The 13,179-nt window shown below is 51.0% G+C and carries 15 protein-coding genes; 6 read left to right on the forward strand and 9 right to left on the reverse strand.

Going from position 1 to position 13,179, the window contains the following annotated elements:
• The first annotated feature begins 79 nt into the window (after positions 1-79).
• Positions 80-745, forward strand: a complete 666-nt coding sequence (locus HV477_RS01465) for a MarC family NAAT transporter (RefSeq protein WP_000968968.1) — start codon at positions 80-82, stop codon at positions 743-745.
• A gap of 46 nt (positions 746-791) precedes the next feature.
• On the opposite strand, the gene HV477_RS01470 is transcribed toward HV477_RS01465, so the two are convergent.
• A complete protein-coding gene (locus tag HV477_RS01470; protein WP_000154617.1) occupies positions 792-1,982 on the reverse strand; it encodes a sugar transporter in 1,191 nt (396 codons plus the stop codon).
• Positions 1,983-2,097: 115 nt separating this feature from the next.
• Positions 2,098-2,970 carry a LysR family transcriptional regulator gene (locus tag HV477_RS01475; protein ID WP_045900194.1) on the reverse strand — a complete coding sequence of 291 codons (873 nt, stop codon included), beginning with the start codon at positions 2,968-2,970 and terminating at the stop codon, positions 2,098-2,100.
• Positions 2,971-3,072: 102 nt separating this feature from the next.
• Between HV477_RS01475 and sad the strand changes: the two genes are divergently transcribed.
• The 4 genes from sad to HV477_RS01495 all read left to right on the forward strand — a co-directional run bounded on the left by sad (position 3,073) and on the right by HV477_RS01495 (position 6,989).
• A complete protein-coding gene (gene sad, locus HV477_RS01480; protein ID WP_079898830.1) occupies positions 3,073-4,461 on the forward strand; it encodes a succinate-semialdehyde dehydrogenase in 1,389 nt (462 codons plus the stop codon).
• 72 nt (positions 4,462-4,533) lie between these two features.
• Positions 4,534-5,460, forward strand: coding sequence for a glutaminase B (gene glsB, locus HV477_RS01485; RefSeq protein ID WP_000090081.1), 927 nt, complete (start codon positions 4,534-4,536; stop codon positions 5,458-5,460).
• On the forward strand, positions 5,460-5,819 hold the full coding sequence (locus HV477_RS01490) for a DUF4186 domain-containing protein (RefSeq protein ID WP_000992449.1): 360 nt from the start codon (positions 5,460-5,462) through the stop codon (positions 5,817-5,819). The genes glsB and HV477_RS01490 overlap by 1 nt, the downstream gene beginning before the upstream one ends.
• A gap of 255 nt (positions 5,820-6,074) precedes the next feature.
• A complete protein-coding gene (locus HV477_RS01495; RefSeq protein WP_001670736.1) occupies positions 6,075-6,989 on the forward strand; it encodes a bestrophin family protein in 915 nt (304 codons plus the stop codon).
• Between the two features lie 55 nt (positions 6,990-7,044).
• Here the strand turns inward: HV477_RS01495 and HV477_RS01500 are convergent, their stop codons facing one another.
• Positions 7,045-7,587: a DUF4440 domain-containing protein gene (locus HV477_RS01500; RefSeq protein WP_079898829.1), complete on the reverse strand. Its 543-nt coding sequence runs from the start codon at positions 7,585-7,587 to the stop codon at positions 7,045-7,047.
• A gap of 716 nt (positions 7,588-8,303) precedes the next feature.
• Between HV477_RS01500 and ompC the strand changes: the two genes are divergently transcribed.
• Entirely contained in the window at positions 8,304-9,422 is a 1,119-nt protein-coding gene (gene ompC, locus HV477_RS01505; RefSeq protein WP_000758335.1) for a porin OmpC, read from the forward strand.
• A gap of 129 nt (positions 9,423-9,551) precedes the next feature.
• On the opposite strand, the gene hypA is transcribed toward ompC, so the two are convergent.
• The 6 genes from hypA to hybD are packed head-to-tail and all read right to left on the reverse strand — an operon-like array spanning position 9,552 to position 13,174.
• Complete coding sequence (gene hypA / locus HV477_RS01510) at positions 9,552-9,893, reverse strand: hydrogenase maturation nickel metallochaperone HypA (RefSeq protein ID WP_000544772.1); 342 nt, start codon at positions 9,891-9,893, stop codon at positions 9,552-9,554.
• A 12-nt stretch (positions 9,894-9,905) separates the two neighbouring features.
• Positions 9,906-10,793 carry an ATP/GTP-binding protein gene (locus tag HV477_RS01515; RefSeq protein ID WP_039589782.1) on the reverse strand — a complete coding sequence of 296 codons (888 nt, stop codon included), beginning with the start codon at positions 10,791-10,793 and terminating at the stop codon, positions 9,906-9,908.
• On the reverse strand, positions 10,781-11,842 hold the full coding sequence (locus tag HV477_RS01520; RefSeq protein WP_001016757.1) for a hydrogenase expression/formation C-terminal domain-containing protein: 1,062 nt from the start codon (positions 11,840-11,842) through the stop codon (positions 10,781-10,783). Before HV477_RS01520 ends, HV477_RS01515 begins: the two co-directional genes overlap by 13 nt.
• 17 nt (positions 11,843-11,859) lie before the next feature.
• The gene (locus HV477_RS01525) at positions 11,860-12,270 is read right to left on the reverse strand and encodes a hydrogenase (RefSeq protein WP_000155985.1); all 411 of its coding nucleotides are present in this window, start codon (positions 12,268-12,270) and stop codon (positions 11,860-11,862) included.
• Positions 12,267-12,566 (reverse strand): HypC/HybG/HupF family hydrogenase formation chaperone, encoded by a 300-nt coding sequence (gene hypC / locus HV477_RS01530; RefSeq protein ID WP_000334904.1) that lies wholly within the window; start codon positions 12,564-12,566, stop codon positions 12,267-12,269. Before hypC ends, HV477_RS01525 begins: the two co-directional genes overlap by 4 nt.
• The gene (gene hybD, locus HV477_RS01535; RefSeq protein ID WP_000852664.1) at positions 12,566-13,174 is read right to left on the reverse strand and encodes a HyaD/HybD family hydrogenase maturation endopeptidase; all 609 of its coding nucleotides are present in this window, start codon (positions 13,172-13,174) and stop codon (positions 12,566-12,568) included. The genes hypC and hybD overlap by 1 nt, the downstream gene beginning before the upstream one ends.
• Positions 13,175-13,179: the final 5 nt, after the last annotated feature.

The raw sequence follows: 13,179 nt of genomic DNA on the forward strand, positions 1-13,179 counted from the left end.
CACTGGCGAAATGGCGCGCCTGGGCAATTTCACTTTATACTTCCGGTTCATGAAACGCTGATGGGTAAGAGATAGTATTATGATGGATTTGTTTAAAGCGATTGGATTGGGGCTGGTCGTACTGCTCCCGTTAGCCAATCCGCTAACCACCGTGGCGCTGTTTCTTGGCCTTGCGGGCAATATGAATAGTGCGGAACGCAACCGGCAGTCCTATATGGCTTCGGTTTATGTCTTCGCTATTATGATGGTGGCGTACTACGCCGGGCAGTTAGTCATGAACACCTTCGGTATTTCGATTCCAGGGCTACGGATCGCCGGGGGGTTAATCGTGGCGTTTATCGGCTTCAGAATGCTTTTTCCGCAGCAGAAGGCGCATGAGTCGCCGGAAGCGAAAAGCAAATCGGAGGAGCTGGCAGACGAACCGACGGCTAATATTGCATTTGTTCCACTGGCTATGCCAAGCACCGCAGGACCGGGGACCATCGCAATGATCATCAGTTCCGCTTCCACGGTGCGTCATGGCGGCGAGTTTCCCGACTGGGTCATTATGGTCGCGCCGCCGATTATTTTTCTTGCCGTGGCGGTGATCCTGTGGGGATGCTTACGCAGTTCTGGCGCTATTATGCGGCTGGTGGGTAAAGGGGGGATTGAAGCGATCTCCCGCTTAATGGGATTCCTGCTGGTGTGTATGGGCGTGCAATTTATTATCAACGGCGTGTTGGAAATTATTAAAACGTACCACTAAGGCGCATTGTCGTCTGCCGGAAACCTGTTCCCGGCAGACGAATGTCTTAATGCGGTTGTTCTTCCAGCGTCACTGGCCATTTGCGGAATATGAGCACAGCCCATACCAGCGCGGCACAGGCGGGTATGGCGCCAATATAGCCGATGGCCGACATTGACCAGTGTAAACTCACCTGATTGCCTACCAGCGCGCCAGCGCCAATACCAATATTAAAGATGCCTGAAAATAGCGCCATTGCGACATCGGTCGCGTCCGGGGCCAGCGCCAGTACTTTCACCTGCATACCGAGCCCTATCACCATAATTGCGATGCCCCAGAAAATGCTCAGTATGGCCAGATGCGCTTCGCTATCCGCCGCAGGCAGCAGCAGAAGCAAACAGACAACCAGCAGGGCAATAGCGATACTGACGAGCGACGAGGCATGGCGATTACCCAGTTTACCAAACACGAGGCTGCCGATGATCCCGGCGCCGCCCAGGATCAGTAACAGGACGGTAGCAAAATTCGCACTGAGCCCGGCGACATTCTGAACGAACGGCTCAATATAGCTATAAGCTGTGTAATGCGCAGTCACCACAACGACGGTCAGTACATAGAGGCTCATCAGCGCCGGGCGCCGGAATAGCAAAGGTAAACTTTTTAGTGAGCCGGAATGCTCGCTCGGCAATTTCGGTAGAAGCTTAATCAGACATAGCAGCGTAATTAATGCGCCCATGCCGATGGCAAAAAAGGTGGTGCGCCAGCCAAAATACTGACCAACAACGCGACCTATCGGCAGCCCAAGCACCATGGCCAACGCGGTGCCGGTCGCTATCAGACTTAATGCCTGCGCGCGTTTCCCGGCAGGGGCCAGGCGGATCGCCAGCGAGGCGGTTATCGACCAGAAAATAGCGTGGGCGAAAGCGATGCCAATACGGCTAATGACCAGCACGGTAAAGTTCCATGCCAGAAAGGAGAGCACATGGCTGGCAATAAACAAAACAAACAGACAAATAAGTAGCTTACGGCGCTCCATTTGACTGGTAAGAAGCATAAAAGGCAGCGACATGACGGCAACTACCCAGGCGTAAATGGTTAGCATGATGCCGACCTGCGCGGTTTGCATATGAAAGCTTTCAGCAATGTCTGACAGCAAACCAACCGGCACAAATTCCGTGGTATTGAAAATAAAAGCGGCAATAGCAAGCGTAACTACCCGTAGCCACGCGACCTTGCGGGAAACTGGATTGATTGTCATAAAAATATTTCGGGTTAGTTGCGAGAAGGTGAGGCCGCGATCTTAAAACGTTTACTGGCGAAAAGACAATCATTTTGTGACCTGCTTCTCATTTACTTCGCAGGCCGTTTCGTCTTCAGTCGACGCTCGCCAGTTGGGCGTTAAGTAACTCGATAAAGGCCTCAAGCTGGCGCGTCATCGCCCCGCGCCGCCACATTAGCCATGTGCTAAGCCAGCGCCACTTCTCCGCCAACGGCCAGGCTTCCACCTGATGATGTCCTGGCATACTGTTGAGCATACTTGCTGGCATCAGCGCAATACCTGCGCCGGCAATTACGCACGCCAACATTCCATGATATGACTCCATTTCGTGAATCGTACCTGGGGTTGCGCCATCGGCATGAAACCAGCTTTCGAAATGCCGTCGGTAAGAACAGTTGGCGCGAAAAGCATAGATGTTACAACCATTCACCTCGCTGGCCCGCGAAACGACGGAATGGCCGTGTGGCGCGACGATCATCATCTCTTCCCGGTAAGCCGGTATACCTTCCAGCCCCGGATGCATTAGCGGGCCATCAATAAAGGCGGCGTTCAGCTTTCCCTCGAGCACGCCATCCAGCATGGCGCCGGAAGGACCGGTCGTTAACGCGAACTGAATTTTAGGGTAACGCTGGTTATAACCCGCCAGCAGCGCGGGGATACGTACGGCGGCAGTACTTTCTAACGCGCCGAGTGAAAACAGTCCTTGCGGTTCCTCTCCGGCAACCACCATGCGGGCTTCATCGACCAGCGCCAGGATCTGCTGGCTGTAACGTAAAAAGTTATGCCCGGCTGGTGACAGCCTGAGTCGCTGGTTTTCGCGAATAAACAGAGAGACGCCCAGGTCGGCTTCAAGCTGGCGGATACGCGTGGTCAGATTGGACGGAACGCGGTGCACTTTTGCCGCCGCCTGCGTAATGCTGCCCGTCAGAGCGACAGCGTTAAACATTTCCAGTTGCGTCAGGTCCATGGTTTTCTCAATTCGTGAATAGTCTGGTTAATATTATTCATTTTTCAGAAAGGGTAAAGGGCGTCATGATGGTACAACTCCCCTGATAACGAGAGAAAGAACATGACCATGATGACTACAACACAGGCGTTATCCATTAATCCTGCGACCGGCCAGACGCTGGCGGCAATGCCCTGGGCTAACGCGCAAGAGATTGAACATGCGCTGAGTCTGGCGGCGAGCGGTTTCAAAAAGTGGAAAATGACATCAGTAGCGCAACGGGCGCAAACATTACGCAATATTGGTCAGGCGCTTCGCGCTCATGCAGAAGAGATGGCGCAATGTATTACGCGTGAAATGGGTAAACCCATAAAGCAGGCGCGTGCGGAAGTGACGAAATCCGCCGCGTTATGCGACTGGTATGCGGAACATGGCCCGGCAATGCTGAATCCTGAGCCTACGCTGGTAGAAAATCAGCAGGCGGTGATTGAATACCGTCCGCTGGGCGTCATCCTGGCGATAATGCCGTGGAATTTTCCTTTATGGCAGGTGTTACGCGGGGCAGTGCCGATACTGTTGGCGGGGAATAGCTACTTGTTAAAACATGCGCCCAATGTCACGGGTTGCGCGCAGATGATAGCCCGAATCTTGACGGAAGCCGGTACTCCTGCTGGCGTCTATGGATGGGTGAACGCCAATAATGAGGGCGTGAGTCAGATGATTAACGATCCGCGAATCGCGGCGGTGACGGTGACCGGTAGCGTGCGCGCCGGCGCGGCGATTGGCGCTCAGGCTGGGGCGGCGCTGAAAAAGTGCGTACTGGAACTGGGTGGCTCGGATCCGTTTATTGTACTCAATGATGCCGATCTCGAGCTGGCGGTAAAAGCCGCAGTTGCCGGACGCTATCAAAACACCGGACAAGTCTGCGCCGCCGCCAAACGTTTTATTGTCGAAGAGGGCATTGCGCAGGCGTTTACCGATCGCTTTGTGGCGGCTGCCGCAGCATTAAAGATGGGTGATCCTCTGGTTGAAGAGAATGACCTGGGGCCGATGGCGCGCTTTGATCTGCGTGATGAACTCCATCAACAGGTGCAGGCTTCCGTCGCCGAAGGCGCACGGCTACTGTTGGGCGGCGAGAAAATCGCCGGGGAGGGCAACTATTATGCCGCGACCGTTCTGGCGGATGTCACACCTGACATGACGGCATTTCGTCAGGAACTTTTTGGGCCTGTTGCCGCCATTACCGTTGCAAAAGATGCGGCGCACGCCCTCGCGCTGGCGAATGACAGTGAGTTTGGCCTGTCGGCGACGATCTTTACCGCCGACGATACGCTGGCCGCAGAGATGGCGGCGCGTCTTGAGTGCGGTGGGGTATTCATTAATGGGTACAGCGCCAGCGATGCGCGTGTGGCATTCGGCGGGGTGAAGAAAAGCGGCTTCGGTCGCGAGCTTTCGCACTTTGGTTTACACGAATTTTGTAATGTGCAGACCGTCTGGAAGAACCGCGTCTAATCGCCCTGACGTCGCGTGGCGCCCTCTGCTATACTCGCAGGCCTTTTCAGACCTGCGAGCAAGGAGCATGTTGTGGCCAGGGCCATGGATAATGCAATTTTAGAGACGATTTTACAGCGCGTTCGCCCCCTCATTGGCCAGGGCAAAGTCGCTGACTATATTCCGGCATTAGCGTCCGTCGAAGGTTCAAAGCTGGGGATAGCGATTTGTACCGTGGACGGGCAGCATTATCAGGCGGGCGATGCGCACGAACGCTTCTCTATTCAGTCTATTTCGAAAGTGCTCAGTCTGGTGGTGGCGATGCGTCATTATCCGGAAGAGGAGATCTGGCAGCGCGTCGGAAAAGATCCTTCCGGCTCGCCATTCAATTCGTTGGTTCAGTTAGAGATGGAACAAGGCATCCCGCGTAATCCATTTATTAATGCGGGCGCGCTGGTGGTATGCGACATGTTGCAAGGGCGGCTTAGCGCGCCGCGTCAGCGGATGCTGGAAGTTGTGCGCGCGCTTTGCGGCGTATCGGATATTACGTATGACGCTACGGTCGCGCGCTCTGAATTTGAGCATTCCGCCCGTAACGCCGCTATTGCCTGGCTGATGAAATCATTCGGTAATTTTCATCATGATGTGCCAACCGTGTTGCAAAATTACTTCCACTACTGTGCGTTGAAAATGAGCTGCATGGAACTGGCGAGGACGTTTGTCTTTCTGGCGAATCAGGGCGAGGCGTTTCATCTCGACGAGCCGGTAGTTACCCCCATGCAGGCCCGGCAGATTAATGCGCTAATGGCGACCAGCGGGATGTATCAGAATGCCGGCGAGTTTGCCTGGCGGGTGGGATTGCCCGCTAAATCCGGCGTGGGCGGCGGTATTGTCGCCATAGTGCCGCATGAAATGGCGATTGCCGTCTGGAGTCCGGAGCTGGATCCTGCGGGAAACTCTCTGGCAGGTATCGCCGCGCTTGAGCAATTAACACAAACGTTAGGACGTTCGGTATACTGATGAATGCGCTTGAACCGCTCTTTGCCCGCCTGGCGCGATCGACATTTCGTTCGCGTTTTCGTCTCGGGATAAAAGAAAGACAATATTGCTGGGATAAAGGCGCGGAGGTGATTGATAAACACGCCGCCGATTTTATCGCCCAGCGACTGGCGCCAGCTCACCCGGCGAATGATGGTAAGCAAACGCCGATGCGGGGCCATCCGGTATTTATCGCGCAACATGCGACGGCAACCTGCTGTCGCGGGTGCCTGGCGAAGTGGCACCAGATACCTCAGGGAGAACCGCTGAGCGAAGCGCAGCAACAGTATATTGTCAGCGTTATCCATTACTGGCTGGTCATACAAATGAATCAGCGGTAGAGCAGCGCGTCGTTGCTGACGCTTTCCCCGATAAATCACCCTATACCACTGATAGCAGCCGTTGACCGTCATATATTTCATGTGCTGAAGTGTCTTTTTAGTTACAACATACATTTGGTTGTTTTTTTTCAACGCCTGTCAGCACTGTGCAAAAAAATGTTCTACAGGGCAGGGGAGCCGTGTATCACCAGAAGCTTGCAACCTTGATCTGGATCACGTTTAATGACAGTGCTTTTTCACCTGCTGAAGATAATCATGATCGTTAGACCACAACAGCACTGGATTCGCCTGATATTTGTCTGGCATGGTTCCGTGTTATCTAAAATCTTTTCACGACTGCTCCTTAACTTTCTTCTTTCTATCGCCGTTATTATCATGCTGCCTTGGTACACAATGCTGGGTATTAAGTTTACCCTTGCGCCGTTTAGCATACTGGGCGTCGCTATCGCCATTTTTCTGGGGTTTCGCAATAATGCCTGTTATGCGCGTTACGTCGAAGCCCGACATTTGTGGGGGCAGTTGATGATCGCTTCACGCTCAATACTGCGTGAGGTGAAAACAACCTTGCCTGATGAACGCGGTATCGAGGATTTTGTTCGGTTACAAATCGCTTTTGCCCACTGTTTGCGTATGACATTGCGTCGACAGCCTCAAACGCAAGTTCTGGGCAACTATCTTGACCAGGAGGCGTTACAGAAAGTTGTCGCTTCCCATTCCCCCGCTAACCGTATCTTATTGCTGATGGGAGAGTGGCTGGCGATTCGCCGCCGCAGCGGAAAGCTTTCCGATATTTTATTTCATAGCCTCAACAACCGTTTAAATGATATGTCGTCAGTGTTGGCCGGCTGTGAACGCATCGCCAACACGCCGGTGCCTTTTGCCTATACGTTAATTTTGCATCGTACGGTTTATCTTTTCTGCATTATGTTGCCATTTGCACTGGTGGTTGATCTGCACTATATGACACCGTTTATTTCGGTGCTTATTTCTTATACGTTTATCGCGCTGGATGCGTTAGCAGAAGAGTTGGAGGATCCGTTCGGTACTGAAAATAATGATTTACCGCTGGATGCGATATGCAATGCGATAGAAATCGATTTACTGCAAATGAATGATGAAAGGGATATTCCGGCAAAACGGATACCGGATAAACGCTATCAACTGACCTGAGCTCGACTTAACTGGCGCAGAATGTTCATCTGCGCCATAACCTGAATAGCAAAGTTTAATAGCCTTCTCCAACGCCGGTTTTGGCTGGACCGGAGTAGTGGACATGAACGATTCGCCATCCTGTGTTTGGTATCTTCGCCCACACCTGGCTTTCGCGGCCTGTCGTGTGTTGAGTTTGCCCATTATCACGGCGTACCGCGGTAAAATGCCAGTCGAACTCTGCAACGGCGGCATTGCCATACACATGAATAGTAGGGGGAGCGTCCAGTTTTAATGTGCGTTTGCTGAAGGTTTTACCCATAGTGGCACCATAAAAATTTTCAGCGATCTGCGACCATCCGCGTTCGTGACCGCGTGGATGAATAAAACTGGTTTCCGATGAAACATAAAAGAGCTGCTTGCCTAACGTTGGGTCTGCCTTATCTATTGAATAAAGGTAGCGGTTAATACCTTCTGTAATTTCTTGTTTAACGGTCGACGTAGCTTCATTTTGTGCGGCGGTTGGCGTTGCCGCTGATGCCGATGACGCCATCAGAGTTAACGTTATCGCGGCAGCCGAAAACAATAGTGACGTTTTTTGCATAATAGTTATACCCATATGGTCTGTTTTTGAGACGCTTTATCTTTCCTGTTACGTTCACCTTTATACTAAAGGAACATGGCTCACGAACAATAAAAAACATCCTTCTATAAAATTACCCCGAAAAGGGAGTAGTGCAATTAAGAATATCGTATTTGTTTGTAACGGCATGACTCAAAATATCAACATTTAGAGTTTCAGTATTGTTGTTGTCCATTGACTTACTTTTATGTTTATTACCACTGGTAAATAGTTAATCTTATGAATAGTGATATGCAAATGATCGTTTGCGCTATGTGATAATTAACTATGGTAAAAATACACGAAGCGACGAAGTGCTATTTCAGTAGTACTGATATTTTCATAACGCTAATTTAAAAATAAATGTAAACGTAACAAATTATACACAAAAATAAGAAGGGCTGTGGCCTCAACTGACTTGATTATGATTCCGTCTTAACGAATGTCAGCCGAGTGTTCAGTGCCATTCTCGCCCTGGCATCCCCGACCGTAAGCCTGTTCTCTACTGGTAACCCCCTTGTTATTACAGAAGAAAACAGGGCATATCATTGATGTAGTCATGCTTAACTTGCATTTTAACATCACTAATACATAGCAAGCTAATATTACACTTTGAAACTTAACGCACGGTAATTGTTAGTGATATTGTCCTGGACAGTTCCGCGAGCAGGTTTTGCGGAAAGTCCAAAAATAAGACAAATAAGGCATATAAAATGAAAAAAGTAGTGGTGTTATCTGCGGTAGCCGCAGCCGTAATGATGGCTGGAGCCGCCAACGCAGCAGAAATCTATAACAAGGATGGCAATAAACTGGATTTGTATGGCAAGGTCGACGGCCTGCATTATTTTTCCAGTAATCATAGTACGGATGGCGATCAATCTTATATCCGTATGGGTATTAAAGGCGAGACTCAAATTACCGATCAACTAACCGGTTTTGGACAGTGGGAGTATCAGGTCAACGCCAATCGTCCGGAAGATGGTGACTCCAGCGGTTCCCCGCAAAGCTGGACGCGTCTCGGTTTTGCTGGTTTGGCATTTGCCGATATGGGGTCTGTTGATTATGGTCGTAACTATGGCGTGTTATACGACATTGGTTCATGGACTGACGTACTGCCTGAATTTGGTAATGATTCGTATGAAGCTTCCGATAATTTTATGACCGGACGTGCGAATGGCGTTCTGACTTATCGCAATAATGATTTCTTTGGTCTGGTTGATGGTCTGAATATTGCGTTGCAGTATCAGGGTAAAAATGACGGTCTGTCGAAAGAAGGCGATCCTTTAAGTAATAATGCCAGAAAAAGTATCGCGTACCAGAATGGCGATGGTTTCGGGGCATCAGCGACATATGATTTGGGCATGGGGGTGAGCCTGGGGGCAGCCTATACCAGTTCCAAACGCACGCTTGATCAGATGACGCAAGATAAATACGACAATGGCGACCGCGCTGAAGCCTGGACTGGCGGCGTGAAGTATGATGCCAATAATATTTACCTGGCGGCAAACTATACCCGTACTTATGATATGACCTATATGGGCGATACATTGGGCGGCTTTGCACATAAAACCGATAACTGGGAAATGGTAGGGCAATATCAATTTGATAATGGCTTACGCCCGTCACTGGCATTCCTGCAATCCAGAGCCAATGATGTTGATGGACTGGGTTCGTTCGACCTTGTGAAATATATTGATGTGGGTTCCTATTACTACTTCAATAAAAATATGTCCGCGTATGTTGACTACAAAATCAATCTGCTAAAAGATGGCAACCCATCGAATCCTAATACAGACAACACCGTGGCGCTCGGCTTAGTCTACGAGTTTTGATAAAACTTGCTGATTAAGACAGTTTAGGGATACCCTCCTTTTCCCAAAACTGTGTCACTGCTTAACCTTTATTATTGTTAATTTATTCTTTTATTATTTCAGGACGCTTCTGGCGTCCTTTTTTATTGACTATTCGACTTCGATCTCGCGAATGCGCATTCTGCTACTGTCATCTATCTGCACTTTGCCTGAATGACAAAAGGGACAACAGAGTGTGGATGTTTGAGAGGTGAAGGGTTGATTACAGGACAGACACCAACCTTGCGCCGGTGCGATAGTAATGTGGAAACGCGCATTGTCAGCAAGGGTATGACGAGCGGCGACGTCCAGGCCAAAATGCAGCGCCGGCACCTCAACACAGGCCATAACGCCGATCTCCAGCCAGACTTGCTTTACCTTGCTGAACTGGTGATTTACTGCCTGTTCCTCCAGCAATTCGATAATATTTTGCGCCAGGGCTAATTCATGCATGGGCCAGCTCCTTCATTCAACAATATTTACGGCGACACAAGGATCAATTACCTGTAACTGTTGCGACCACAATGAGAGCGGAATAGTGGCCAGTTCGCGAGCAATGACGCCGTCAGATTGGGCGTGACGTGTGGTAGGCGAGATAATACGGTAATCAAGAATATTGCCTGACGTCGTCAGTCTGGCCTGATGAACTAACCATCCTCGCGCGGTTTCCACTACCGCTATTTTCCATTCGCCATCATCAAAACGATTCCAGCGCAGGGTGGGAAGGGCGCTCAAACTTCGGGCGAGCGTAATGCAGCGGGCCAGCAGACGTAGCGCAGTCGTTTTTCCGCTAAGACAACAGGCTGACAGTAGCGGATATTCGATAGCCAGAGGCGAGACATCCAGGGGACCATGGGTTATTAACGTATGGTCCGGGGACGATGCCATCGGTAGTGTAGGTGTAATGATATTCTGTACTGCCGCCAGCCAGCGGGCGGTTTCAGAACGCTCTTGCAAAAACCAAGCTTCCCAGCCCTTTACGCCAGCAGCAAGCCAGGTCTGAGGATCATCGTCAAAAAAAATTGTGCTTGCCAGCGGGGATAACTCTCCACGACGTAACAACGCCCATTCTTCAGCGGTTGCCTGTCGGTGGCTAAACAGGGGGAGCCAGTCGGTCAACGCGCGACGGAGCGTTTCTCGCGCCAGCTCTTGTTGTGCGGCCTGCATATCTGGCTTCTCTTCAGGAAACAACAGTAAAGCAGCCGCCGCGCTGTGCGCCTGAGCGCACAACGTAAACAAACGTGAAATAAGCGTTTTTGCGTATACCGGCGTTGCGCCCTGTAACAAACGACCGATCGGCGCCTCCTGCCAGGTAATCCGTAGCGGGTGAGAATAGACGGTCAATCTTTGCACGAATTATTACCTTCATCGATCACCATAAACCCGGACTTACTGGTTTCGCAAACCGGACAGCACCAGTAATCAGGTAACTGGCTGAAGGGCACGCCGGGTGGAATTTGCCATACATCATCGCCCAGCGCAGGGTCGTAAACCCACCAACATACTTTGCACTCCATGCGCACCACTGGCTCATTTTCTGTGACTGGGTATTCTTTCAACCATTCCAACGTATTTTTTAGCCCCGCGTAGGCATCTTCGATATCGTCGATGCCTGCAACGGCGATATCAGGAATGTCCGCTATCTCAATCATATCTTGCAGTAATGTGTTCATATCATTGAAATAATTGACCCGCCATACGCCGGGAAAATGCGTGCTTACAATCCGGCATTTACCATATCCGCGTGAAAAAATAGCGCTACAACCTTCGCCTAAAAAATGATCCAGATACTCGCGATCGGCATCGTTTACTGGCAACAGCGTTAAGTTAATGATATGCGGCTCTTTTACCGGCTGTTTTACGCGCTCGGCTATTTCATGCGCGATAAAGGCACCATTCATCAATCCCGCCGGTTGTGGCGGCAATTCTGGCGTAATCGGCGGCTGCGGATGCGTCTGCCAGATGCTCTCTGGGATCGGGCCAATGATAATTTCATCGGCAACCCGTTGCTGGTCAGCGTTATATTCACGCACACGCCAGACGCCCGTAAAAACCGTCTCCTGAATACGCTGTTCTTTTCCATCGGATAATAGTACCCGGGCGGAGATTTCACCTTCGCCGAGCAGTTGATCCAACAAACCGCTATTCTGTTGCTCAGTGGCATTCAGCTTATAGCTCAGGGGAAAGGGGAGCGTTGCCACCGGGTTATCCATATCGCGAATAAGCGTAGTCAGGACGTGTCTGGCAACACGAAGCTCAGCGGGCAGCGCCTGTTCCGGTAAAACCGGCGTCAGTGGGAGATTAATGCCGGCGGGGATGGGAAGAAAGTTAAAGTCTTCCTCTTCTGGCTGCGAGCCTGGTCCGGCAATATTAACGACTGGAATAGTTCTGGAATGATTCACGTGTGTTACCTTTCATTCTATTGCGTGATAACGGGAATATCCTGACGATAGCCCGGTGTGGTCAGCAATGCGGCCACCCGCTGAGAGTATTCTTGCCAGCTATATAATCCCGCCAGACTGCCGACAAAACGGTGCTGGCGAAAGAAAAGCAGCGCCGGATATTTCAGAATGCGATACTCCCGGGCGATCAGTTCACTCTGTTCGCTATCCGCAAATGCCGCGGTATAAGACGTCGCCGGAAATTGCTTGAGTATCTCCGGGATAATGACCCAACTGTCGGCGACCTCCGGATGTTTGTTGGGGTCGCTTTGCAGCAAAACCAGCACAGTCGGATGCGCATTAATCAACGACGGGAGCGTTTGCGCATCGGTAACCAGAAAGCCTTTATCCGCCAGTGGACAAACAGGATTTTGGGGTGAGATAGTCATTTTTTTAAATGCTCCGGTAATTCAGGCGTGCGAGACAATAAATCGGCAAAACCGGTCAGCGGATCGCTTTGCGTGAGCATGGCCTGTTCCAGTGAGTCCAGCGCCGCCAGTACCTCAGCGGCTTCCGCTTCGTCCATTTCTCGTCGTGCTGCGCCGCCAAATGTCAGCAGCCATGCGCCTGCTAAGGGGGGAGCCACAAGCCGAATATCAACGTCGATAAGCTCGCCGTGTCGGTCGCGGCATTTGGCGAACCACTGACCGGGTGAAATAACCTGCACAGGAACGCCGATACACATTATGATTTCTCTCTCTGTAGCACCCGAATATCGCCGACCCGGCAAGCGCTTTGCGCATCTGGCCGTTCATCTTCGTAGCGTTCCATACACAGGCTGTAATGATTGAGTCTCTCAGTGGGCAAGGCCGCTGAAGAGGCGGTGATACCCCATTGCGCCAGCACTTCCTGCGCGAGATAGACCGCAGGCATCAGTTGCGCCTTTACCTGCGGCGTAAGACTCCCGCCATAGTCATCCAGACATTCCGGCTGCACGCCAATCAGCACAATCTCCGATAACTGGCCGCCGGTTAATTGCAGCAATGCCAGCACTTCAGAAAAACTGGTCTGATGTAAACTGAGTTTTTTCGCCGTCAGATAGGCGGGAACCTGTTCATCACGAAACATCGCCAGCGAACCTGGCGCCATACCAAAATCGATAGCATCCATGATTAACAGTTTTTCTGTCTGTTGCAGCCAGGGCAGCAGCGCCAGCCCCTGCGTACCGCCATCAACAACGTCAACTTTCTCGTTATCGGCATACTGTTCAAACAGCTTTTCCGCCGCTCTGACGCCGAACCCTTCATCTGCCCAAAGCAGGTTGCCAAGCCCTAAGATTGTGACTTCTGCCATTGTTA

Source organism: Salmonella sp. SG203, from assembly GCF_013350575.1.
Lineage (GTDB): Bacteria > Pseudomonadota > Gammaproteobacteria > Enterobacterales > Enterobacteriaceae > Salmonella > Salmonella enterica.